Annotated in this window: 23 protein-coding genes; 11 read left to right on the plus strand and 12 right to left on the minus strand. The window is 45.1% G+C overall.

What is annotated here, in order from left to right; all coding sequences use genetic code 11:
- Nucleotides 1-79: 79 nt before the first annotated feature.
- Nucleotides 80-2,254 (plus strand): MMPL family transporter, encoded by a 2,175-nt coding sequence (locus BTR1S_RS01445; protein WP_006639540.1) that lies wholly within the window; start codon nucleotides 80-82, stop codon nucleotides 2,252-2,254.
- A gap of 119 nt (nucleotides 2,255-2,373) precedes the next feature.
- On the opposite strand, the gene BTR1S_RS01450 is transcribed toward BTR1S_RS01445, so the two are convergent.
- The 6 genes from BTR1S_RS01450 to BTR1S_RS01475 all read right to left on the minus strand — a co-directional run bounded on the left by BTR1S_RS01450 (nucleotide 2,374) and on the right by BTR1S_RS01475 (nucleotide 8,163).
- On the minus strand, nucleotides 2,374-3,114 hold the full coding sequence (locus tag BTR1S_RS01450) for a YwaF family protein (RefSeq protein WP_029419684.1): 741 nt from the start codon (nucleotides 3,112-3,114) through the stop codon (nucleotides 2,374-2,376).
- Between the two features lie 116 nt (nucleotides 3,115-3,230).
- A complete protein-coding gene (locus BTR1S_RS01455) occupies nucleotides 3,231-4,562 on the minus strand; it encodes an MFS transporter (RefSeq protein ID WP_006639542.1) in 1,332 nt (443 codons plus the stop codon).
- Between the two features lie 63 nt (nucleotides 4,563-4,625).
- The gene (gene dgoD, locus BTR1S_RS01460; RefSeq protein WP_006639543.1) at nucleotides 4,626-5,774 is read right to left on the minus strand and encodes a galactonate dehydratase; all 1,149 of its coding nucleotides are present in this window, start codon (nucleotides 5,772-5,774) and stop codon (nucleotides 4,626-4,628) included.
- 5 nt (nucleotides 5,775-5,779) lie between these two features.
- Nucleotides 5,780-6,409 (minus strand): bifunctional 4-hydroxy-2-oxoglutarate aldolase/2-dehydro-3-deoxy-phosphogluconate aldolase, encoded by a 630-nt coding sequence (locus tag BTR1S_RS01465; protein ID WP_006639544.1) that lies wholly within the window; start codon nucleotides 6,407-6,409, stop codon nucleotides 5,780-5,782.
- Between the two features lie 24 nt (nucleotides 6,410-6,433).
- A complete protein-coding gene (locus BTR1S_RS01470; protein WP_006639545.1) occupies nucleotides 6,434-7,387 on the minus strand; it encodes a sugar kinase in 954 nt (317 codons plus the stop codon).
- Complete coding sequence (locus BTR1S_RS01475) at nucleotides 7,387-8,163, minus strand: IclR family transcriptional regulator (RefSeq protein ID WP_029419685.1); 777 nt, start codon at nucleotides 8,161-8,163, stop codon at nucleotides 7,387-7,389. The genes BTR1S_RS01470 and BTR1S_RS01475 overlap by 1 nt, the downstream gene beginning before the upstream one ends.
- Before the next feature lie 240 nt (nucleotides 8,164-8,403).
- On the opposite strand from BTR1S_RS01475, the gene BTR1S_RS01480 reads away from it, so the two are divergent.
- The gene (locus BTR1S_RS01480; protein ID WP_029419686.1) at nucleotides 8,404-9,741 is read left to right on the plus strand and encodes a M28 family peptidase; all 1,338 of its coding nucleotides are present in this window, start codon (nucleotides 8,404-8,406) and stop codon (nucleotides 9,739-9,741) included.
- Between the two features lie 25 nt (nucleotides 9,742-9,766).
- Here the strand turns inward: BTR1S_RS01480 and BTR1S_RS01485 are convergent, their stop codons facing one another.
- The gene (locus tag BTR1S_RS01485; RefSeq protein ID WP_006639548.1) at nucleotides 9,767-10,720 is read right to left on the minus strand and encodes an aminopeptidase; all 954 of its coding nucleotides are present in this window, start codon (nucleotides 10,718-10,720) and stop codon (nucleotides 9,767-9,769) included.
- Between the two features lie 360 nt (nucleotides 10,721-11,080).
- Here BTR1S_RS01485 and BTR1S_RS01490 point away from each other — a divergent pair, with 360 nt between their 5' ends.
- Both BTR1S_RS01490 and BTR1S_RS01495 read left to right on the plus strand, forming a co-directional pair.
- Entirely contained in the window at nucleotides 11,081-11,284 is a 204-nt protein-coding gene (locus BTR1S_RS01490; protein WP_006639549.1) for a helix-turn-helix transcriptional regulator, read from the plus strand.
- Between the two features lie 11 nt (nucleotides 11,285-11,295).
- Complete coding sequence (locus BTR1S_RS01495) at nucleotides 11,296-11,667, plus strand: hypothetical protein (protein WP_006639550.1); 372 nt, start codon at nucleotides 11,296-11,298, stop codon at nucleotides 11,665-11,667.
- A 141-nt stretch (nucleotides 11,668-11,808) separates the two neighbouring features.
- Here BTR1S_RS01495 and BTR1S_RS22360 read toward each other — a convergent pair whose 3' ends face one another.
- The 5 genes from BTR1S_RS22360 to ywaC form a co-directional block, all read right to left on the minus strand.
- Nucleotides 11,809-11,973 carry a hypothetical protein gene (locus tag BTR1S_RS22360; RefSeq protein WP_155910206.1) on the minus strand — a complete coding sequence of 55 codons (165 nt, stop codon included), beginning with the start codon at nucleotides 11,971-11,973 and terminating at the stop codon, nucleotides 11,809-11,811.
- A gap of 32 nt (nucleotides 11,974-12,005) precedes the next feature.
- Complete coding sequence (locus BTR1S_RS01500; RefSeq protein ID WP_029419687.1) at nucleotides 12,006-12,227, minus strand: hypothetical protein; 222 nt, start codon at nucleotides 12,225-12,227, stop codon at nucleotides 12,006-12,008.
- A 486-nt stretch (nucleotides 12,228-12,713) separates the two neighbouring features.
- Entirely contained in the window at nucleotides 12,714-14,078 is a 1,365-nt protein-coding gene (locus BTR1S_RS01505) for an MFS transporter (protein WP_029419688.1), read from the minus strand.
- Nucleotides 14,075-14,638: an isochorismatase family protein gene (locus BTR1S_RS01510; RefSeq protein WP_006639553.1), complete on the minus strand. Its 564-nt coding sequence runs from the start codon at nucleotides 14,636-14,638 to the stop codon at nucleotides 14,075-14,077. The genes BTR1S_RS01505 and BTR1S_RS01510 overlap by 4 nt, the downstream gene beginning before the upstream one ends.
- Nucleotides 14,639-15,170: 532 nt before the next feature.
- Complete coding sequence (ywaC, locus tag BTR1S_RS01515) at nucleotides 15,171-15,833, minus strand: GTP pyrophosphokinase YwaC (RefSeq protein ID WP_006639554.1); 663 nt, start codon at nucleotides 15,831-15,833, stop codon at nucleotides 15,171-15,173.
- 440 nt (nucleotides 15,834-16,273) lie between these two features.
- On the opposite strand from ywaC, the gene BTR1S_RS01520 reads away from it, so the two are divergent.
- The 7 genes from BTR1S_RS01520 to BTR1S_RS01550 all read left to right on the plus strand — a co-directional run bounded on the left by BTR1S_RS01520 (nucleotide 16,274) and on the right by BTR1S_RS01550 (nucleotide 23,306).
- Nucleotides 16,274-16,423 carry a teichoic acid D-Ala incorporation-associated protein DltX gene (locus BTR1S_RS01520; RefSeq protein WP_006639555.1) on the plus strand — a complete coding sequence of 50 codons (150 nt, stop codon included), beginning with the start codon at nucleotides 16,274-16,276 and terminating at the stop codon, nucleotides 16,421-16,423.
- Nucleotides 16,424-16,435: 12 nt separating this feature from the next.
- Entirely contained in the window at nucleotides 16,436-17,944 is a 1,509-nt protein-coding gene (gene dltA / locus BTR1S_RS01525) for a D-alanine--poly(phosphoribitol) ligase subunit DltA (protein ID WP_006639556.1), read from the plus strand.
- Complete coding sequence (gene dltB / locus BTR1S_RS01530; protein ID WP_006639557.1) at nucleotides 17,941-19,098, plus strand: D-alanyl-lipoteichoic acid biosynthesis protein DltB; 1,158 nt, start codon at nucleotides 17,941-17,943, stop codon at nucleotides 19,096-19,098. Before dltA ends, dltB begins: the two co-directional genes overlap by 4 nt.
- A gap of 15 nt (nucleotides 19,099-19,113) precedes the next feature.
- Nucleotides 19,114-19,350, plus strand: a complete 237-nt coding sequence (dltC, locus tag BTR1S_RS01535) for a D-alanine--poly(phosphoribitol) ligase subunit 2 (protein WP_006639558.1) — start codon at nucleotides 19,114-19,116, stop codon at nucleotides 19,348-19,350.
- The gene (dltD, locus tag BTR1S_RS01540; RefSeq protein ID WP_029419689.1) at nucleotides 19,350-20,519 is read left to right on the plus strand and encodes a D-alanyl-lipoteichoic acid biosynthesis protein DltD; all 1,170 of its coding nucleotides are present in this window, start codon (nucleotides 19,350-19,352) and stop codon (nucleotides 20,517-20,519) included. Before dltC ends, dltD begins: the two co-directional genes overlap by 1 nt.
- 187 nt (nucleotides 20,520-20,706) lie before the next feature.
- Nucleotides 20,707-21,798 (plus strand): branched-chain amino acid aminotransferase, encoded by a 1,092-nt coding sequence (locus BTR1S_RS01545; RefSeq protein ID WP_006639560.1) that lies wholly within the window; start codon nucleotides 20,707-20,709, stop codon nucleotides 21,796-21,798.
- 239 nt (nucleotides 21,799-22,037) lie between these two features.
- Nucleotides 22,038-23,306 carry an MFS transporter gene (locus BTR1S_RS01550; protein WP_029419690.1) on the plus strand — a complete coding sequence of 423 codons (1,269 nt, stop codon included), beginning with the start codon at nucleotides 22,038-22,040 and terminating at the stop codon, nucleotides 23,304-23,306.
- Nucleotides 23,307-23,529 lie beyond the last annotated feature (223 nt).

Here is a 23,529-nt window from a genome sequence, read left to right on the forward strand (position 1 = left end):
GAATGTACGTTTTTTTTATTTCATTGTCCACTACAATGAGGAAGAATGTGATCAAGCAATGTGTTGAAAGGAGATTATCATGTCAAAAATGTTATATAAATTAGGAGGATGGGTTGCTCGCAATCGCATAAAAGTAATATGCGCATGGATCGTTGTGCTAGTTGCTTCGATAGGCCTTGCAATCACGTTAAAACCAAGTTTTTCTGAGGATATGTCCATACCTGACACACCTTCGGAAAAAGCGATGGATGTCATTCAAAAAGAATTTCCCCACGGTCCTGATAAAGGGAGCATACGGGTTATTTTCGGTGCTGAAGATGGGGAGAAACTGACTTCGAAGTCAGCGGAAAAAGCAATAGAAAATACGTTAAAGGAAATCGATAAAGATGGTTCCGTTGACGCGATTGCAAGTCCTTTTGTGACAGGAACAATCGCGAAAGATGGCACAGTTGCCTATGCTGATATCAAGTATAAATCATCAGCAGATGATATTAAAGATTACTCTATCAAACACTTAAAAGACAGTTTGAAAATGGCTGATTATGAGGGATTGCAAACTGAGCTAAGCGGAGATGTACCAGGAGCTGAGATGGAGATAGGCGGCATCTCTGAAATTGTCGGCATTATTTTGGCCTTTATCGTTTTGGCCATTACGTTTGGCTCTTTATTAATAGCAGGTTTGCCGATTTTAACAGCACTGGTTGGATTAGGTGTAAGTATTGGGCTTGTTTTGATTGGGACACAAGTATTCGATATCGCTTCCGTCAGTCTATCATTAGCCGGAATGATTGGCCTTGCAGTTGGAATTGATTATGCTTTATTTATTTTTACGAAGCACCGCCAGTTTTTAGGCGAAGGTATACAAAAAAATGAATCAATTGCGAGAGCTACAGGAACAGCCGGGAGTGCAGTCGTTTTTGCCGGACTTACTGTTATCGTCGCACTTTGCGGATTGACTGTCGTTAACATTCCTTTTATGTCTGCAATGGGGCTGACAGCAGGACTTAGTGTACTGATGGCTGTTCTCGCTTCAATCACGCTTGTGCCTGCCGTCTTGTCGATAGCTGGGAAACGGATGGTTCCGAAAGCAAACAAGAAAAAAGAAAAACAAAGCGCGGAAACAAATGTCTGGGGACGCTTTGTCACAAAGAATCCTATCATGCTAAGTGTATGCAGCATTCTGATTTTGCTCGTTATTAGTATCCCATCTATGCATTTGGAGCTGGGCTTGCCTGATGCAGGGATGAAAGCGAAGGATAACCCGGATCGCCGGGCTTATGACTTGCTTGCCGACGGTTTTGGAGAAGGATTTAATGGTCAATTAACAATCGTAGCGGATGCCGCAAGTGTGACAGAAAATAAGGCGGAAGCCTTCGCAGATGCAGTGAAAGAAATAAAGGAACTGGACCATGTGGCGAGTGTCACTCCTGCAATGCCTAATAAAGAAGGGAACTTTGCCATCATTACGGTCGTTCCTGAAACAGGTCCAAATGATGAAGCAACGAAGGATTTGGTAAAGGATGTACGCAGCTTATCAGATAAAAATGGGGTGGATTTGCTCGTTACTGGATCGACTGCAGTGAATATTGATATTTCAGATCGCCTTAATGATGCGATACCGGTGTTTGCTGTACTCATTGTTGGTTTTGCGTTTGTATTGCTGACAATCGTATTCCGTTCGTTGCTTGTGCCTCTTGTTGCGGTTGCAGGTTTCATTTTGACGATGACAGCCACTCTTGGAGTCTGTGTATTTGTCTTACAAGACGGGAATCTCATCGACTTGTTCAAAATACCTGAAAAAGGGCCGATACTCGCGTTCCTGCCGATTTTATCCATTGGGATTCTGTTCGGATTAGCGATGGATTATCAAGTATTCCTTGTAAGCAGAATGCGCGAAGAATATGTAAAAACAAAGAATCCAGTACAAGCCATTCAGGCTGGATTAAAACACAGCGGTCCTGTTGTCACCGCAGCCGGCCTGATCATGATATTCGTTTTTGCAGGGTTTATCTTTGCTGGTGAAGCTTCTATTAAAGCCAACGGGTTGGCTCTTTCCTTTGGTGTGCTCTTTGATGCATTTATTGTACGAATGACACTGATTCCAAGTCTGATGAAGCTGATGGGGAATGCAGCCTGGTATTTGCCAAAATGGCTGGACAAGATTATTCCGAATGTAGACATAGAAGGTCATCAACTCACGAAGGAAATACAGCCAGAAACAGCTCATGAACAAAAGAAACAAATCAGTATGTAATAGAAAGCAGATCTTTTACGAGATCTGCTTTTTTGCTTCATATGGACGTTTATTTTTTAGAAAAGGTTAATCGCTAATATCAGCCATGGAAAAGGTGCATTATATCCTCACGTTGAGGATCATGCATGATCCTTTTTTTCTCTCACCTTCCCGGCGATCCAAAAAGGCAAATAGAGAAGATAGAAGAAGACAATCGTGACCGCTTCAGCTGATAAAAGATACCACGGCCATGGCCCGAGCACATCTAACAGCGATGCACCGCCCCCCGGCTTTTTCATCATGTACATATAGTTTGATTTCAAGAGGCGGTTGATCAAAAATATGAAGCCTCCATAGACATTGACAAGGAGAAAGGTCACCCAAAGAGAGCGCACCGTCGGTTTATACTTTTCGGCGGCAACCATCAAAAGGCAGGAAAGCACAACAATCCCATGGGAAATGAAAAATTCGAAAAACCTGAAATGCGGAAATCCGTATCTCCCCAAATCCGGTGTCAATATCGCTTGCAGCGCACTTCCCAATCCGGCAAAGTAAAGGAATTTAAACAAGTTGAGATTTTTGGTGAACAACAAAATCATCACAAGATAGACGGAAAGATCGCTGAGGTGAAGGGGTAAACAATAGCGCGGCGTCCATGACCGGACGCTTATGAACCAGGAATGATAGCTGATCTCCGAAATGACGAGAATCAACACAAAGGTATAGCGGATCGTCCGGTTCCAGCCGGGCTTTCGGAGAGTCCGGCGAAAGATGAACAGACAAACGCCGAGCGCCGCAATCACCAGCAATGTTACGATATGAGACATTGAAAAAAGCTGAAAAGATCCGAGCTGATAATCTTTTTGAAAATATGTGTTCATGAGCAGCACCTGTCGTCAAAATGTTTTAACATTAGTTTACAGCAAACCTTGTGTATTATACCGGAAAAGCCAAACTAATTAAAAAAGACCGCCAAATATTCGGCAGCCAAGAATTTTCACATCGAGATATTATGTTTTTCTTTCGTCTCATGTTTGATGTGGATTCGCTCCACTTTTCCAACCAGGAAAATGTAGGAGAGCGCTCCCAGTAAAGCAAGGATGCCGATAAAGACAAGAGCGGGGGCAAAGCTTCCGCCATCAGCCAGAAAACCGATGACAATCGGAACGATTACAGAAGCGAGACTTCCGACGAAATTAAAGACTCCTCCTGTCAGCCCGATTAAATGCTTTGGCGCTAAAGATGACACAAGCACCCACGTAATGGAGGCTAAACCGTTTCCAAAAAAGGCCAGAGTCATAAATAAAATAATCAGCGATGTCTGATTGACATAATTGGCGCCGATAATCGAAATTGACAGGAACAAGCCGATAATGATCGGCGTCTTGCGCGCCACCCCTGCCGATACGCCTCTTTTCACCAAAAAATCAGACAAAAAGCCGGACAACAGAACCCCAACAAATGCGGCAAGAAAAGGAAGCGAGGCAAGAAAACCCGACTGCAGAAAATCAAGCCCCCTGTATTTCACAAGGTACGTCGGAAACCATGTCAAAAAAAACCACAAAGTTGAATTGACAGCGAACTGCCCGATATAAATGCCCCACAGCTTCCGGTGAGAGGTCACCTGTTTGAAATGCGTCCAATTAAATGCGGTTTTTTCCTTTTTTAAACCCTGCTCCCGTCGGACAATCCCTCCGCCTTTTTCTATATGTTCAAGCTCGGCCTTGTTTACTTTTGGGTGACGATCAGGATCACGATAAAAAACATACCAGATTATCCCCCAGATGATGCCGATCGCCCCTGTGACGATAAACAGGCCGCGCCAGCCGACGACATGCTGGACTGCGCTGAGCGCCGGCGTCAAAAACGCCAGACCCGCAAACTGCCCGGATGTATAGAAAGCAATGGCAGATGCCCTTTCCTGCTCGGGAAACCATGAAGTCACAACCCGGTTGTTCGCCGGAAAGGCGGGCGCCTCAAAGGCGCCTGTCGCCAGCCTTAATCCGAATAATGATCCAAAGCCGCGGGCAAACCCCTGCAGCAATGTTGCAATCGACCAGGTAATCAAAGTAAAACCGTAAACAAGCCGCGGACCGAACCGGTCGACAAGACCGCCTCCCGGTATTTGCAGTGCACAATAAGCCCAGCCAAAGGCTGAAAAAATCAAGCCCAGCTGTACGGATGACAAATTCAAATCATCTCCAAGCTTTGAAGCGGCCACCGATATATTGCTGCGGTCCATATAATTGATCACAACACATACAAAGATAAACAATAATACCCGTACCCGAACCTTTGTCGGCTTCTGATTTTGATTTACTGCTTTCATTTAGGTTCATCCCTTCTTTCGGCCTTTGATCGAAAAGCTTTTAAATGAAAACGCCTTCAATAATTACCATTCCGCCACACTGCCATCTTTGTGCCGCCATACCGGGTTGCGCCAGTTATGCCCGATTTCAGCCATTTTCCTGACATGCTCTTCATTAATGTCAACGCCCAGGCCGGGTCCGTCTGGAATCCGGACATAGCCGTCCTCATAGAAAAAGACCTCCTTATCCACCATATAATCCAGTAAATCCGTACCTTTGTTGTAATGGATCCCCAAGCTCTGCTCCTGAATGAATGCGTTGTGGCAGGTCGCATCAACCTGCAGGCACGCCGCCAGCGCAATCGGTCCGAGGGGACAGTGGGGAGCCGCCGCGACATCAAACGCTTCAGCCATCGAAAGGATTTTTTTGCATTCGGTAATACCCCCGGCATGTGATAAATCCGGCTGGATAATATCCACATAGCCATCGGTCAAAACGTTTTTAAACTGCCATTTTGAGAACATCCTCTCGCCTGTCGCGATCGGAATTGAGACAAGGTTGGCAATATCCCTCAGCGCCTCGTTGTTTTCAGGTAATACGGGCTCTTCAATAAACATCGGCCGAAACGCCTCAAGCTCCTTCGCCAAAATTTTTGCCATCGGCTTATGGACTCTGCCGTGGAAATCGATGCCGATGCCAATGTAGGGACCGACCGCCTCTCTAACCGCCGCGATTCTCTCAATCACCTGATCGATTTTTTCGTGTGAATCAATATATTGCAGCTCTTCTGTACCGTTCATTTTAACGGCCGTAAAGCCTTGTTCGACTACCTGCTTTGCCGCAAGACCGACGTCTTGGGGCCGGTCTCCGCCAATCCATGAATAAACCTTGATCGATTCCCTGCTTTTCCCGCCAAGCAGCTGATGGACGGGCGCATTGTAATACTTCCCTTTAATGTCCCAAAGCGCCTGATCGATTCCGGCTATTGCGCTCATCAGGATCGGGCCGCCCCTGTAAAACCCGCCTCTGTACATCACATTCCAGTGATCCTCAATATCCATCGGGTCTTTGCCGATTAAGTATTCCATTAATTCGCCGACGGCCGTTTTAACTGTTTCCGCCCTGCCCTCGATCACCGGTTCTCCCCACCCTGTGATCCCTTCATCTGTTTCGATTTTTAAGAAAAGCCAGCGAGGCGGAATTTGAAAACATTCAAAACCAGTTATCTTCATATCGCTCATCCCCTTTTGATCGCTGCAGCAAATTGATACGCTTTTTCGGTCAGCTTTTCTAAATACAAGCCGTTGACCTCTTCATTTGGTTTGACCAGAGAACTTCCGATCCCCGCTCCAATGGCTCCGGCGTCTAAATACTCGCGGATATTTTCCAATCCGACTCCTCCTGTCGGAAGCAGGGGAATCTGTGGAAGCGGCCCGTGAATATCCTTGATATAACCGGGCCCCATCGTTCCAGGAAATACTTTGATGATATCTCCGCCGTTTTCATAAGCCGTCAAAATCTCTGTCGGTGTGAAAGCTCCCGGTATGCTCACCGCTCCATACCGTTTGGTCAGCTTAATCGTTTCTTCATTAACGGTCGGCGACAAGATAAACTGCGCGCCGGCCGCCAAGGCCGCCCTCGCCGATTCAGAATCAAGCACCGTGCCCGCTCCAATCAGCATGTCATCTCCAAACTGCTCTGACACAGCCTCAATCGCTTTGATCGCCTGAGGCGAGTTCAGTGTCATTTCCACCAGCCTGATGCCGCCCGCTTTTAAAGCTTCCGTAATTTTGAGGGCATCCTCCGCCCGATAGCCGCGGATGATTGCAATCACTTTATGTTTTTCAATTTGTGATAAAGCCTTCATCTCTTCCACCCTTCCATTTTGAAGTTATCTGTTGACATCGTCTTCCTCAGATTGCTCCATAAAGGCAAACAGCGCATCACGGTCAGGCAGTCCTTCTATATCGCCATTTACCGCGGTCACCATGGCGCCGACCGCGCAGCCTCTTTTGACAGCCTCACGAAGCGGAATATCCTCAATCAACCCTGATAAAACGCCTGCCGCAAACCCGTCACCTGCTCCAACAGGGTCAGCCACTCTCTGAATCTCATAGCCTTGTTCATAACCGCTTTCATTTCCGGCAGAATAATACGCTCCTTTTGCCCCCAGCTTGACAACAGCTGTTTCAGCACCGAGCTGGTGAATTGATTCCGCAATCGCTTTCTCATCATCGGTTCCGAATAAAAAGCGGCCTTCGCGCAAGCCCGGCAGCACGATATCAGACTGTTTGACAAGCTCCAGCAACGTCCGCCTCGCCCGCTCTTCGTCCCACAGCTTTTTTCGCAAATTCGGATCAAACACAACGGGTTTTTGGTGTTTTCTGGCCAGTTCGACAGCATGGAACACCGCTTCTGAAGCGCTTTCACTTAAAGCCGGCGTAATCCCGGTTATGTACAGAAAGCCGGCGTTTTTCACATAATCTTCATCTATATCGCTTTTCCTCAAAAAGCTTGCGGCAGAGCCGTTCCTGTAATACAAGACATTGACCCGTGCCTCGTTTGCCCTTTCTTTAAAAAACAAGCCTGTCGGTGCGTCTGCATCGATCAGAACCCGGCTGACGTCAACCCCTTCCCCCCTGACGGAAGAAAGAATCATCGCCCCGAATTCATCCTTTCCCAGCCTGCTGATCCAGCCGGCTTTTTTTCCGAGCTTTGCTAGCCCGATCAGCGTGTTTGTTTCGGCTCCCGCGATCCTCGATGTATAGTTTCTCGCATACCTGAGAGGACCGTCTTCAACCGGGGTGAACAGAACCATTGCTTCTCCTAAACTGATGACATCCATCAGACATCCTCCCTTTGTTCAGGCGGCTTAGCATGACCGCCGATGCTTTCCGTTATTTTCTCCGCTGTATGGAGTAGCTGTTTGGCGATGACAGCCTTCCTTTTCAGCATGCGGTCCTTTGGTCCGGCCGTACTGATTGCAGCCTTGATGACGCCGTCTGCTCCGAACACGGGAGCTGCCAAACAGAACAGGCCTTCTTCATTTTCTTCATCATCAATGGCATATCCCAGCTCTGTAAAATACGTCAGCTGTCCTTCCAATTGTTCTCTATCTGTAATGGTGTTTCTTGTAAAGCGTACGAATTGGATGCGGTCAAGCAACCGGCTTCTTTCTATCTCCGGCAGGAACGCTAAAAACGCTTTGCCGAGCCCTGTACAGTAAAGCGGTTTCCGCGAGCCAGGCTGTGCGGTCGTCCTGATCGACCGGTTGTTGTCAATCTTTGCGATGTATACAAGCTGATCGTCGCTCAGCATGGCCATGAACACTGTCTCCTGCACGCCGTCCATCAGCTGTTTTAAGTAAGGGACCCCCTGGGACGAAATATCCATTGAATCCATGGCAGCGGTTCCAATTTGAATCAGCTTTGCTCCAAGCTTATAGCGCTTCAGCGGGTCCTGCTGAAGATAGCCTTCTTCAAAAAGCGTGACAACCAGATTGAATGTGCTGCTCTGCGGTAGCGACAAGTCTCTCGCGATCTCCTTTACCGTTAATCCATCCGGATGGTTTGAAAGCAATTCAAATATTTGCAGCACGCGCACTGCAGACTTTACAGACATGGCACCCTCCATTATTCACATATGTGATTCAAAATCAGAATTATGATTAATCGGACGTATTCTAAACAGAAAGAAACGGCACGTCAACCGCTTTTTTTATAAAAAAATAATTTTTATAGACATCTATTCCCTTATAAAATCGACAGCCGAGGTCTAACGTCTCATTTATTTTTGAGACGCAGGATTTGCCTTTCTTGATGCGAATCTTTCCATACAAAGATCAATCAAGGAGGTTATGACATGAAGAAAAAATTAATGGTTCTGGGGATGTCCGCAGCCATTGTAATGGGCGGTGTTTTCCTGCCTTCGTCCGACGGCATGGCAAATGCGGTGCAAGCAGCATCAGAAGGAATACATTCTCAAAGCGAAGGGAAAATCGCCAAGAAATTCAATGAGAACCGCGCTTATCAAACGATTTACCACTTAAGCGAAACGATCGGCCCGCGCGTCACAGGCACCCAAGCGGAAAAAAAGAGCGCAGCATTTATCGCCTCTCAAATGAAAAAATCGAATCTGAAAGTCAGTACCCAGACATTCAGCATCCCCGACAGATTGGAAGGAACGCTTACAGTCCGGGGAAACGAATTGCCGGCACGGCCTGCATCAGGCTCTGCCCCTACATCTGACAAAGGGTTGACCGCTCCGCTCTACGACGCGGGACTCGGGCTCCCAGGCGATTTCACAGAAGAAGCAAAAGGGAAAATCGCCGTCATTTTAAGAGGGGACCTGTCATTTTATGAAAAAGCGAAAAACGCTGAAAATGCCGGTGCGGCTGGCGTCATCATTTATAACAATGTAGACAGCCTTGTCCCTCTCACACCAAATCTCAGCGGAAATACAACCGGGATTCCGGTCGTCGGCGTTAAAAAAGAAGACGGAGAAAACCTTCTCACAGAACAAGAAGCAACGCTCAAGCTAAAGTCCTTCCCGAATCAAACCTCTCAAAACGTCATTGGCGTCCGCAAAGCAAAAGGAGTCAAACATCCGGATATCGTGTATGTGACATCGCATTATGACAGCGTCCCCGAAGCGCCGGGTGCCAATGACAATGCATCGGGAACGTCTGTCGTGCTGGAACTGGCGAGAATTACAAAAAACATCCCCGCTGACAAAGAAATTCGCTTTATTACGTTCGGCGCTGAAGAAATCGGGCTTGTCGGCTCGCGATATTATGTCAGCAAGCTGTCTAACCGTGAAATCGAACGCAGCACGGCAAATTTCAACCTGGACATGGTCGGAACAAGCTGGGAAAACGCGTCACAGCTTTATATCAATACACCTGACGGTTCTGAGAATCTGATCTGGCAATTAAGCAAAAACGCCGCAACAAGCATTGGAAAAAATGTTTTGTCATTAAGAAAAGGCGGCTCATCCGACCACGTACCTTTCTATGAAGCGGGAATCGATTCAGCCAATTTTATCTGGATGGAACCGGGGACCGAATCCTTAGAGCCATGGTATCACACCCCTTTCGACACGATTGAGCATATCAGCAAAGACCGGTTGAAAACGGCCGGGCAAATCGCCGGGACAGCGGTATACGATTTAGTCGAAAAGGAAGAACGCCGGGAGCAATAATTTGCGTCAAAAAAACAGAGCCTCATCAGCTCTGTTTTTTTAATGTCCCATTTTCCATAAACAGCTCGTCATCAATATAAACCGTCGGCTTTGTTACCACTCCGTCAATATGTACACCCGCTGCAATCGTGCCGCCGAACGTGTTGTTGCTTCCGAATGCGGTGTGTATGGTGCCGAGAACTTTTTCGTCTTCGAGAACGACACCGGTTATTCTTGCGCGGTCATTTGTCCCGATGCCGAACTCGCCGAGGCACCGGCCGTCGCCGCTCCCAAGAATGCTCAGCAGCTTTTCGGCGGCATCGCCCTCAGCATCCGTGATCCGTCCGTTTTCAATCGTTAACACGAGCGGTGAGATTAATGTTCCGACGCCGGCCAGTGACCCGTCTATTTCGATTTGGCCGTTTGCTGTACCTTCAAGCGGCGCGATATACGCTTCACCCGAAGGCAGGTTGCCGGATTCCCCGGGATTCAAATACATACCGGTGCTTGGAATCCCTTTCCTCCCGTCGATTGAAAACGTAAGAATATAGCCCGCCTTTTCTATACGGACAGACCGTCCGTTTGAAAGCACCTCACAAACGTTTTCCGTTCTTTCCTTTACTTTTTCGTAATCGGCGGAAATCGCGCCGTTTAAAAACATATCTTCCGTAATCCCCGGCATCGTCGCAATCCTCGTTCCCGCTTTCGCAGCTTCTTTCCGGGCGTTTGTATGGGTTAGCGAATGCTCGGTAATGCAAACGGCCGCATCTGCATGCTTCATTGCCGAAGCAATTGACGGCGGCGGCTCTTCGCCTGGTTTTCCCCTTGTCTTCATGACCGCAAGCATCGTTTCCGCCCCAAGCGCTTGTCCCGCCTGATACAAAGATTCTGCCAGTCCTTTTTTATTGTCGTCACAGACAATCAGAAAAGACTCCCCTTTTTTCAGCCCGAGACAGATCGACAATACCTTTTGGCCGATTTGAATCAGCTCCTGGTTCATGTTCATCATCCTTTTTAGGTCATTTCTGAAACGTGTTTTGTCCTATCAGAGCGCAATCGAGAAAAACACAGGCAGGTCGGCTTTTTTCACAGTACGCTCCCTTTCTCCTTCAGTATACCTCATCAGGCGGGCAAGAACCGAGAACTCCGCCAAAACAAAAAAATACTCAGCTGGCCGAACGACATGTGGTTGATTAAGATCTCTATTTAGACAAGAAGGAGATAGGGTCTTTCGTCGACTTATTATTTAAGTATTTTCGCGTATGTTCCGCTGATACACGGGACTCTTGGCCTCATTTTGTAAAGTAACCTTGACGTAAAGTTAATTTTACGTTACGGTAGAATTACACGGGGGGGTTTTATGAAAAATCGACTTGTTGAATTTAGAAAAAAATACAATTATTCTCAAGAGACTTTAGCGGTGAAACTTAATGTGTCAAGACAAACCATTATTTCAATTGAAAAGGGAAAATACAACCCCTCTCTTCGGTTAGCAATGTTGATGGCAAAGCTTTTTGAAACTACAGTAGAAGAATTATTTATTCTAGACAGCGAAGATGTTTAAGGAGGTAAATCATGAATTCACGATTAGGTAATTTCACAATCAGTTTTTTGATGTTGATTTTAAGTCTATATATTTTTTTTAGCCTATGGGTTAATGGAAAATCTGAATTTGAAATGGCTTTTCTGCCTTTTTCTTTATTTATCATGTTTTTCAGACTAGGTTATTTATATCCTCAATTTAAGAAAAATGATGAGCGCTATAAATTAATCCAACAAAAAGCCATGTTTTATAATTATTTTATTTCGATGGGATATCTCTTTATTTTTTTTATCTTAGGAAATAACATTATAAACTTGAGTGCGCAGACAGTTATTGTAATCCTTGGTGCTCTTATTATTGCAACAGTCAACATTTTATTTATGATCTTCTCAAAAATTTATTAGGAGATGATGTACTTTGTTTCCTTATCTTATACAATTATTCGTTATCTTTATAGTCATGGTGATGATTACAGTTGTGACCAAAAAGCGTAAACATTGATTTTCAAAAAACGTATGGTTGATCAACCATACGTTTTGAAAGTTTTATAGAGATTCAACACTGAAAACAAGTGCCCAAGTAATTGACACAAGAACACCTTTTTTCCCGTTATGTGCATCCACACGTGAAGCTAATAGCGTCCAATATCCTGTTGCCATCCCGGCTACTCCCGCTATTGGCGGCAATTCAGCGAATATACCTGTCGCCATTCCGGCACCTCCAGCTGCAGCATTTAATTCACTTATATAACCGTTTGCTTATTTATGAGTGAATTTTCTGTCATAACCCACCAATGGTGAATCCACTTACCATAAGTAGCCATGATTTGAAATCCTGTTGGTTTTATATTGAGTTGAATATCTATAACCAATTGATTATTTTCTACGCCTTTATTTATGTACTCAAAATCCTCTAAAGCACTAAGATTATATTCCTTGTATAAATCTTCAGGGACATTTTTCAAAAATAACTTTCCATCAGCATCTACATGTACGTAAGGTTTAATAGTATTAATTAATTTTTCTTGTTCAGCATTTAGTATTGCCTGATCAGGATCTTTTACATTACCCTTTTCGCAGATTCTTGAGCAAAACTAGTTTTAGGAACCATAAATCCAACGATAAAAATTCCCACCAAAATTATGATAGACAACTTTCTTTAATTATTTCCATAATATTGTTTCATTTATCATAGTTTTTTCAACCAATTTTGATTTTATTTTTTATTACAATTTTGTAACTTTATTACTAATTTAACATAAGTATTTAATATCATTTTTTTGTTTTTTTCTTCGTTCGCCCTACTTTATCCTTACCTAAGTTTGGACAAACTGTTGTGCAATGACCATCGTTTTCCCGATCTCCAAATAAGTCCAATACTCATTTTTTGTTCGGTTTTGAATGAATCGTCATAACAAAAAATAGAGCCGCACCCCGCAGCTCTATTTTAATCAATCCAGATCCTTCGCCAATTTGACAAACCGGAAACTAAAGATCAGGCTTCCGATGGCGACGATCACCATGATCATCCCCAAATCCCGGAAATGACCGGCGGTGATTTCTTGCCCGAACAGCAAGCCAAGAATGACCGAGGAAAGGATTGAGCCTAAATAACGGCACGTTTGAAAGAGGCCTGAAGACGTGCCGATCATGTCGGAAGGGCTTGCCGTCAGCATGGCTGACTGCAGGGCTACATTGCCGAGGCCGTAGCTGATTCCCAGCAAAGAAAGAATCAAACCTTTCCAGATCATCGGCGCCTGCACGAAAAAGAGCGTCATGAGCACTGCTCCGGCAATCATTAAACAAGCCCCGGCCAATACAGGCTGTGTCTCCCCTGAGCGATCTATCCACTTTCCCGCAAGCGGAGACACGATGATGCTCATTCCGGACATAAACAGCATCAGCAATCCGCTTGTTTGAACAGAAAGTTGCATCTCATCCTGAAAATAACTTGGAAGTCCGAAAAACAGACAGTAATTAAAAATGTTCAACATAATAAACTGGACATACACCGATGACAGCGCCCGATGGGATACAAACAGCCGCATATCAATAAACGGGTGATCCGTGCGCAGCTCCCACCATACAAAGATGAAAAGCAGAACAAATCCGCAAATCCCTTCGGCATAATGGGGGTCTGTGCTTAAAGAAAGCAAGAAAGACAATAAAAGGACGATTCCGCCGGCGAATAAAAGGATTCCCGTCAAGTCGAGCTGCCTGATGACGGCCTTGGCATTTAAGCCGGGCTTTTTCTCATCCTTTGGAAACATGTACATCCCAAGCAAAAAGCTGAACAGGATAAACGGAAAATTGACCGTAAAAATGGCCTGCCATCCGCCCCAAACGATTAAAAAGCCCCCCACGGTCGGACCCAGTGCCGTCATGGCAGAAGCAAAAATGGAAAGGACGGCCAAGGCGGAGGCTTGGCGATCATGGATATGGCTCCTGATCAGCCCCACTCCGGACGGATAAATCGCGCTGCTCCCGATCGCTTGGAATAAACGCATGACCAATAAAACCATAAACGCGGGGGCTAAAGGAGCGCCGAGCGCCGAAACGGCAACAAGGATCAAACCGAACAAAAACAGCTTTTTCCGTCCGATTATATCTCCAAGCTTGCCTGTAACAGGCTGGGCGACCGCACTGGCCAAATAAAAAGATGAAATCAACCAGGATACCGTTGAAAACGACAATTCAAATTCTTTTTGTATGCTGTGAAGAGCCAATGAGATCATCGAGGAATTCAGCGGGTTCAGCATGGTTCCAGATGCGACGGTCGTCAAAAACAGCGCCCTGCTCTTTTTAGAGATTTTCATGAGAACTGTGATAAAAACTCTTCCGCCGTCCGAAGCCTGCCGATTCTGGGAAAAATAAAGCGGATTGAGGCTTCGTGTTCTTCCTCGCTGAATGTTGTCACCGCATCTGTAATAAAGACCTGCTGATATTCAAGCTGGTACGCCTCCCGGGCCGTGCTTTCAACGCCGATATTCGTGGCGATTCCGCACAGCACAATCGTGTCAATCCCCCGGCGCCGAAGCTGAAGATCCAAATCCGTTCCGAAAAAAGCGCCCCATTGACGCTTGGTTACAATGTAATCGCCTTCTCCGACGCCGAGCCGAGGTACAAACTCCGCCCAATCGGACGGGCGTTCGGCTGAAGTTTGCGCAGGCTCGTCCGTTTCCGGCATAAGTGCATCTTTCCCATCATGAAACGCGACATTTACAAAGCAGATAAACCCCTGTTTTTGCCGGAACACGTCGATTAATTTAACCGCTTTCTTTACAACGGCATCTCCCCCGGGGATTTTGACAATCCCTTTTTGCAAGTCGACTAAGACAAGAGCCGTTTTATTGAAATCAATATGCAGTCCGTTCATATCAAGACCTCCTCATTGTGATTATCTTTTTCTCGATTCGCTTATTCGATTCATGATCGTTTCGCAAAAAGTACGCATCCCTGCCGGATGAATCAGCGGGAGCTCTTAAAACATATGTATAGCGCTTATGAAATATTTTACATGAATATATTCTCCGGCGGCCATCATATATCATTTCTTGAGGTTTGGCGTCACAACAGGTGAACAGGTAAGAAAAACAGCGAAAATGAAACAGCCCCGCCGTCATTTCTTTCAAAGTAGGATTGGACATGCCACACAAAAGGAGAGGAAATGCTTGAAGGTTTCGGATCGGTGACAGGGCAAAACAAAAAGGGAAATCAGCGGCTTATCAAGCTGGAATATATGGTGGGCGGCTTGTTGCGGAGAAAGTGTAACAAGACAGGGAATCGGAGGAAAGCCAACGTCGTATGACATGGTCAACCCCACACGCCATACCGGCAATTCCATTCATGATCTTCAAACAGAAAGAACGAACCGCCAAAAGCAAAGCCGGGAAAATCTTGGCCCGGCTTTATGATTGATCAATCTTTGATCTGATATGAAGCATCTTTTCATCGAGATAATTTGCGATATCGGCGGCTTCTTTCAGCTCGTCGGTCAGCCGGTCAGGCACTTCATTATTTAATTTATAGTAGATTTTATGCTCAAGGCTCGCCCAAAAATCCATGGCAATCGTTCTGATTTGGATTTCCACCTTGGCATGCTCCACCCGGTTTGTCAAATAAACGGGTACTTCTACTATTAAATGGAGGCTGCGGTAACCGTTCGGCTTCGGATTTTTAATATAATCTTTCACCTTCAAAATTTTAATATCTTCATGCTCTTTCAGCACTTCGACCATATTATATATATCCGATACAAATGAACAAACGATCCTGAGTCCCGCGATATCGTTGATATGCTCTTTGGCGGCGGTCGTTGTAATATCACAGCCTTTTCTCACAAGCTTATTAATCAGGCTTTCAAAGTTTTTCACCCTGGATTTTGTATGTTCAATCGGATTATGTCCATGAATTAAGTTGTATTCCTGACTGATAATCGAAAATTTCGTATCCATTTGATCCAAAGCGAATTTATAAACTAAAAGCTCGTTTTTCCAATCTTCCATCAGCTGCCTGAAATCTTCTATTTGATGCTGCGGCAAACTTGTTATTTGATCTATTGAAGTCTCCATATTGGTTCTCCTTATGTCAAATTAATGTCTTTTCAACACAATAGACGTTGTCATTTCTGCTAAAGTTTCGAACAAGAGAAAACTGTTTTCACTAATAAGATTATAACATTTTCTTTAAATGTTCTGATCGCCGGACCATTTTTTTTGCTATCATGGCCGGCACGGCATTTTAGGAGCTGCGCTGTTCATACGGCAGCAGAATGCAATTTTATTTTTTTCACGCGTCAAAAGATGGCGCTAATTTCCAAAAAGAAAAATATTATTGGATTGATATTCAGCATAAAATGTTTATAATAGGCTGATAGGACTCAAGTTTTCAGCAATTTTGAACAAAATCACACAAATTTTTTTCCACTTTTTTAGAAGAAATGAAACTTTTATAAATCAAATTCGTCTTATACTGTTGTCACGGCAATTTTATTAGGGAAAGGAACAGATCAATGTTAACCAAGCTTAAAATGTTGTATGAAAAAACAACAATGAAGTGGCTGCTCAACACTTCTTACTACTTTCTGATTCTGGTGCTGTTGTTTTTGATTTACGGATTCCATACAGCAAATACAGGTTCATATATTTATAACGACTTTTAATGGAGAATCAAAATGAAACTGATAGAAACGATTAAAAATTATGCTCAAACACAACCCGATACACTTGCATTTGTGAATGAAGACAAATCGCTGACATACAGAGAACTGTGGTTACAGTCGGAGCGCCTTGCTTCCCGGCTTCAAAAAGCAGCGGTCAGCGATCGTTCCCCTATCATCGTCTACGGCCATATGCAGCCGGAAATGCCGGTATCTTTCCTTGCCTGCGTGAAATCCGGCCATCCGTATATACCGGTTGATGTTTCCATACCGGCTGACCGGGTGATGAAAATCATCACAAGCTCAAAAGCAGAGCTTGTGATCAACAACTCCGGAACCGACCTGGATACAGGGGATGCTCTGATTTCCGTGCTCACACCGGAGCTGCTTGACAGCGAAGAACAGCTTGAGACGAATCCTGACAACTGGGTGAAGGACGGAGAGACATTTTACATTATCTATACGTCCGGAAGCACAGGGAATCCAAAAGGCGTGCAAATTTCCGCCGATAACCTGCAAAGCTTCACAAACTGGATTACCGGGGATTTCCCGGTAAAAAACGGTCATGTGTTCTTAAACCAGGCACCGTTTTCCTTTGACCTGTCAGTGATGGATCTTTATCCTTGCCTGCAGGCCGGAGGCACTCTCTGGACCGTCACGAAAGATATGATTAATCGGCCGAAGCTTTTATTTGAAGCGCTGAAACAATCAAACGTCAATGTCTGGACTTCAACGCCTTCATTTGCCCAAATGTGCTTGATGGATCCGTCATTTTCAGAGGAGCTTCTCCCCGGCCTGAGTGTATTTATGTTCTGCGGAGAAACGCTCCCTGCATCAGTCGCCAGACAGCTGAAAGAACGATTTCCGAAAGCCCGGGTCTTCAATACGTACGGCCCGACGGAAGCAACAGTGGCAGTGACTTCAATTGAAGTGACAGACGAAGTGTTAGCTCAATACTCTTCCCTTCCTGTCGGTTCAGCGAAGCCTGACACAGAGATCGTCATCGTCAACGAAGACGGGGAAGCTGTTAAAGATGGTGAAAAAGGCGAAATTATTATCACCGGAAAAAGCGTCAGCAAAGGCTATTTAGGCGAAAAAGAGCTGACGGAAAAATCATTTTTCTCATATAACGGAGAAGCGGCTTACCGTACTGGAGACGCCGGCTACAAAGAAAACGGCCAGCTTTTCTTCCAGGGAAGACTCGACTTTCAAATTAAGCTGCACGGCTACCGCATCGAGCTTGAAGAGATTGAATACCAAATTAATCAATCCAAATACGTTCAGTCCGCCGTGGTGATTCCATACTACCGTGAAGAGAAAATCGAGTATTTGATCGCGATGATCGTGCCTGCTGAACACGATTTTGAAAAGGAATACCAGTTGACGAGCGCCATTAAGAAAGATCTTGGCAGCACGCTGCCGGCTTATATGATACCGAGAAAATTCGTGTATCAAAAAGAGATTCCGATGACTGCAAACGGTAAAATTGACAGAAAACGGCTAAAAGAAGAGGTATCAGTATGACGCCGTACGGTTCATTTCTCTTCTTTATCATATTGGCTATTTTATTGGCGCCGACCATCATCCTTGGGCTCAACGGAAAAAGATTTCAGCTCTACAATATGGCGGTTTCCGTTGTTGTGCTGGCGCTCATTTTTTCAAACAGCCTGCACGGGCTCATTGCTCTGATCTTGTTTACGCTTTGGCAAATGGTGCTGATCAAAGGCTATATTGCCTACCGTTCCAAAGCGAACAGCGGCTTTGTATTTTGTTTGGCCGCAGCAGCTTCCATTCTGCCCCTGGCGGTTTCGAAGCTGCTGCCGTTCCTTGGCCTGAACAACTGGGCAAGTTTTCTCGGAATCTCGTATTTAACCTTTAAAGGGGTTCAGCTCATAATTGAAACCCGCGACGGTTTGATCAAAAACCAGATTCCCGTCGGCAGACTGCTGTATTTCATTCTGTTTTTCCCGACCATTTCATCAGGGCCGATTGACAGGTACCGCCGTTTTGAAAAGGATGAACAGACGGTCTGGACGAAAGAGCAGTATGAAGAGCTGCTGTATAAGGGAATCAACAAGATTTTTCTCGGCTTTTTGTACAAATTCATTATTGGATATTGCATTAATACGTACATTATTTTAAATCTGCCGCACATCACGTCCGGCAGCATCTCTCACGGACTCGGATACATGTACGCTTACAGCCTTTACTTGTTCTTCGATTTTGCCGGCTATACGGCTTTTGCGGTCGGCATCAGCTATATCATGGGGATCAAGTCTCCGGAAAACTTTAATAAGCCGTTTATCAGCCGCAATATTAAAGATTTCTGGAACAGATGGCACATGTCTCTTTCATTCTGGTTCAGAGACTACGTGTTTATGCGCTTTGTCTTCTGGATGACAAAGAAAAAATGGATCAAAAACCGGATGGCGGTTTCAAATATCGGATATGTGCTGCTGTTTCTTTTAATGGGCGTATGGCACGGCCTTGCCCTTCAGTACATCATCTACGGACTTTATCACGCACTGCTTATGGTAGGCTTCAACTTCTTTGAAAAATGGAATAAGAAGTTTAAATGGTGGCCAAACAACAAGTGGACGACAGCAGTCTCAATAGTGGTGACCTTCCATTTTGTGTGCTTTGGATTCTTTATTTTCTCAGGAAAACTAATTCATTAAAAGGAGAATTTTACAATGGACTTTAATCAAGAAGTGCTTTCAGTTATAGCAGAAGTTTGTCAGGACGATATCGTCAAGGAGAATCCTGATATCGATATTTTTGAAGAAGGAATCCTCGATTCCTTTGGTACGGTAGAGCTGCTGCTCGCGTTTGAAAGCCGCTTTAACATCACTGTGCCGATTACAGAATTTGACCGGGATGCATGGAACACGCCAAATCAAATCATAAAGCAGCTGAATGAGTTGAGATAATGAAAAAGCGTTTTTTATTCGGGCCAATCATTTTGGCATTTTTACTTTTTTTCACCATGATCATGATCCCAAATTCATGGCTGGCGGCGTTTGTTCCTAAAGACCGGGTGGAGACATCGGCGACGGAGCTGAATCCGATGATGTTCCAGGGAACGTACCTTCAAAGCAAAATGCTTGAAGATCCAAAGTACCTCCCGATCTATGGATCATCCGAACTGTCCCGGTTGGATCAATTTCATCCGTCTAATTATTTCAAAGTAAATAATAAAGGATTTACTCCATACCTGGTCGGAAAAGGCGGTTCACAATCCCTGATCCACGCTGTCAATTTCGCAGCTCATGCGGATCAATTAAAGGGAAAGAAACTGGTATTCATCATTTCCCCGCAGTGGTTTCAGAAAAAAGGGTCTGATGAAGCCCATTTCGCGCCGAATTTCTCAGCCTTACAGGCCTATGATCTATTATTCAATCAACATATCGACCAAAATTTAAAGAAAAAAATGATCAAACGCATGCTGAAATACCATGCTGTCAAAAATGACGCCCTGCTCGCAGCGATATATAAAGCTGAGCTAAAGCAGGATCATATGACACTGTCCCTTCTCACGCCGGCTGCCAAAGCTTATCGAAACGTGCTGCAGAAAAAGGATCTATACTATTCAATGGCTGAAGGCACCGCCCCCGACCGCACCATTTCACAAAGTGTGAAGAATAAATCCTGGGGTGAGCTGAAGCAGATGGCGGCGCAGGTCGGAGAGAAGGAATCCCGCTCAAATCAGTTTAAATTGGTCAATAACGCATATAAAAAGATAAAACCGAAATTGAAGAAATTAAAAAACAGCAAGAAACATATGTCTTATGTAAAATCCGTGGAGTTCAACGACTTTCAGATGATGATGGATGTTCTGAAGGAGTCGGACGCCGAACCTTTGTTCATTTCGGTTCCTGTACACGGCAAATGGTATGACTATACCGGCTTCCCTAAAAAAGGGCGGACCGATTACTATGCTAAGATCAAAAAACAGATTGAAGCAGAAGGTTTTCAGGTAGCTGATTTAACAAATCACGAATACGACCCTTATTTCCTGAAAGATACGATCCATCTCGGCTGGAAAGGCTGGGTTTACGTCGACAAAGCAATCGAAGATTTTTATCAAAACAAATTATGAAAAAGGATTCCCTTGCGAGGGGATCTTTTTTTATTTTACGGCCTCTATCAACAATATAGGTTTTAAATATTTCCAAAAATTCTATTTTGCAAATTTCTCTGAAATCTATTGCGATTATGAATATAAGGTTTAAAATAGAATATAAATATTTTTTGGAAAAAAGACTAGAACGGCAGGGAGAATGATTATGACAAAACAAACCATCAGCGTACAGCTCAGTCAAACGAAAAAACAAAAGCCTGATCCGAACCGGCTCGAATTCGGCCGTGTATTTACCGACCACATGTTCGTCATGGATTATTCGGCTGAAAACGGCTGGCATGATCCGCGGATCGTCCCTTACCAGCCTATCGAAATGGACCCGGCTGCAATGGTATATCACTACGGCCAATCCGTTTTTGAAGGATTAAAAGCTTATGTATCAGACGATGGAAAAGTTCTTTTGTTCAGACCGGAAAAAAACGTTGAACGGCTGAACAAATCAAACGACCGCCTCTGCATTCCGCGGGTCGATCCGGATACGGTGCTGGACGGACTTAAGCAGCTTCTTCAGATCGAAAAAGAGTGGATTCCGGCCGCAGAAGGAACATCGCTATATATCCGGCCATTCATTATTTCAACGGAGCCTTACCTCGGTGTCGCTCCATCCAAGACATATAAACTGCTGATTATCCTGTCGCCGGTCGGCTCTTATTACAAGGAAGGCATCCAACCTGTAAAAATCGCCGTTGAGAGTGAATTTGTCCGGGCAGTGACAGGCGGCACAGGAAACGCAAAAACGGCCGGGAACTACGCGGCCAGCCTGAAGGCGCAGGAAGTTGCCGAAAGCAAAGGATTTTCCCAAGTATTATGGCTGGACGGAGTTGAGAAGAAATACATTGAAGAAGTGGGAAGCATGAATATCTTCTTCAAAATCGACGGAGAAATCGTCACCCCTGCGCTAAACGGCAGCATTTTGGAAGGCATTACGAGAAACTCCGTCCTCTACCTTTTAAAACAATGGGGCCTTCCTGTCACCGAAAAGAAAATTTCCGTTGACGAATTGATCCAGGCCCATAAAGACGGGCTGCTTGAAGAAGCGTTTGGCACTGGAACCGCAGCTGTCATCTCCCCGGTCGGAGAGCTGATTTGGAAAGATGAAAGCCTCGTCATTAACGGCGGAGAAACCGGAGAAATCGCTAAAAAACTTTATGACACGATCACAGGAATTCAAAAAGGCGCATTGCCAGACCCATTCGGCTGGACAGTAGAAGTCGACACTGTCACCCAATCATGTTGAACCATCCGGCCCCTCTAAAATCAAGAGGGCCGGCCCATTTCCGGGCCGGATGGCGGCCAACCCCCAGGCAGGCATGCCTCTCAAATATCCCTTCATGAAAATGACTCACCAGATTTGATACCATTTTCTATAAACTATGTTAAAATCATCTATATACATATAAAATCATTCCTATTAAACATTATGAAAGGAGACATCAAAAAAACGACTACCGCGATGTAAAAGAAAGGACTTTGAAGATGGAGAAAACTAATGGAGCATTGAGTGTCTGGAAAAAGAATTTTACGCTTCTTTTCTTCTCCAGGCTCATTAAAATTTCAGCCGACTGCTTCGCCTTCAACTCTATTTTATGGTTCCTGATTTTTGATGGAAAAGGCGCAATCGGCACCGCTTTTCTGCTCGCCGTCACCTTCCTTCCAGAAGCTTTTTTGGCACCGTTGACAGGGCCTCTGGTAAAAAGAAGCGCGCTAAAATTCTGGATGTATTTTTCGGACTTAACGAGAGCGGCGGTTGTACTGGCTATCCCGATATGCTACTATAACGGCTTTTCACCGATGTGGTTTGTCCTGGGGCTGATGATTATCCATTCAGCAACGGGGGCGACATATAATCCCGCATCCATTACACTGATTCCTCAAATTGTCGACGAAGAGCTGATTCAAAAAGCAAATGCAATCCTCCAGTCTTCCTCGGAAATTGTAAGGCTTGGTGCTGTCACATTGTGCGGGGTGCTTCTGACTTTTATCGGCCCGGCGCCGACGATGATTATGTCGTTCACACTTTACATCATATCAGGGATATTTGTCCTTTGTATTAAAAGTAAAACGGCCCAGCAACTTACTGAATCCAATACCGGCAAACCGAGGGGTACATATTTTTCAAGATTAAAAAGAGGATTTACTCTTGTAAGGCATCATAAGGTTTTATTCCCGCTAGCCATTTATTGTATATTTATGAATTTGGCGGCATCGCCATGGGAGGCGCTTTCCGCGGTGTATGTTGACGAAGATTTAAACGGTACGCCGTTCATCCATTCCTTATTGAAGGCTACGACAGCCGGAGGGGCTTTTTTATTGGGCTTTATCCTCGCCAAAGTAAAAGTCAACAGATACGGGCTGCTCTTTATTGCGGCCGGAATTTTTGAAGGAATGGCTTATTTCATTACGGGGTTGAATACCTTTTTGCCCCTTGTATTTCTCGCCGCTTTTGCATTTGGTGCGGCCATAAGCTCGATCAATGTTCCAGAATTCACGATCATTCAGACGTCTGTGGAAGGGGATGACCAGCCTCAGGTGTTTGCTGTCATTCATATGATCACAAATTTGTCGCTTCCTTTAGGCGCGCTGGCATGCGGATATGCTGCACAGGCGCTCGGAGCCGGCAAAGTCATCGCAATCGGCGGTTTCATCGAAATCCTTGCCGGCGTCGGAATTTTGCTGTTTACTCAGCTTGCGAAAGCCCGCCGCTCAGATCTTATCAAGGAAAAAGAAGCAAGCGCCCATATGTAACCCCAAGCCTTGGTAAAGCATTCGGACCGCGTCGGCTGCAGGATATTCGGGTACAGCTGACAGAGGCGGTCCGCCATGCGGCTCCGCTGTTCAATTGGCGTGACGCTGCGGACGGCAATCTGCTTCAGACACAGATTTGTCCTCTGCCGCCGGACCGGACGCCGCCGCTTCAGATTGGCCGCCTTTAGTGGCAATTCCTCCTACAACGAAAGGTTCCGGCGGA

It is taken from the genome of Bacillus sonorensis NBRC 101234 = KCTC 13918 (assembly GCF_001592005.1).
Lineage (GTDB): Bacteria > Bacillota > Bacilli > Bacillales > Bacillaceae > Bacillus > Bacillus sonorensis.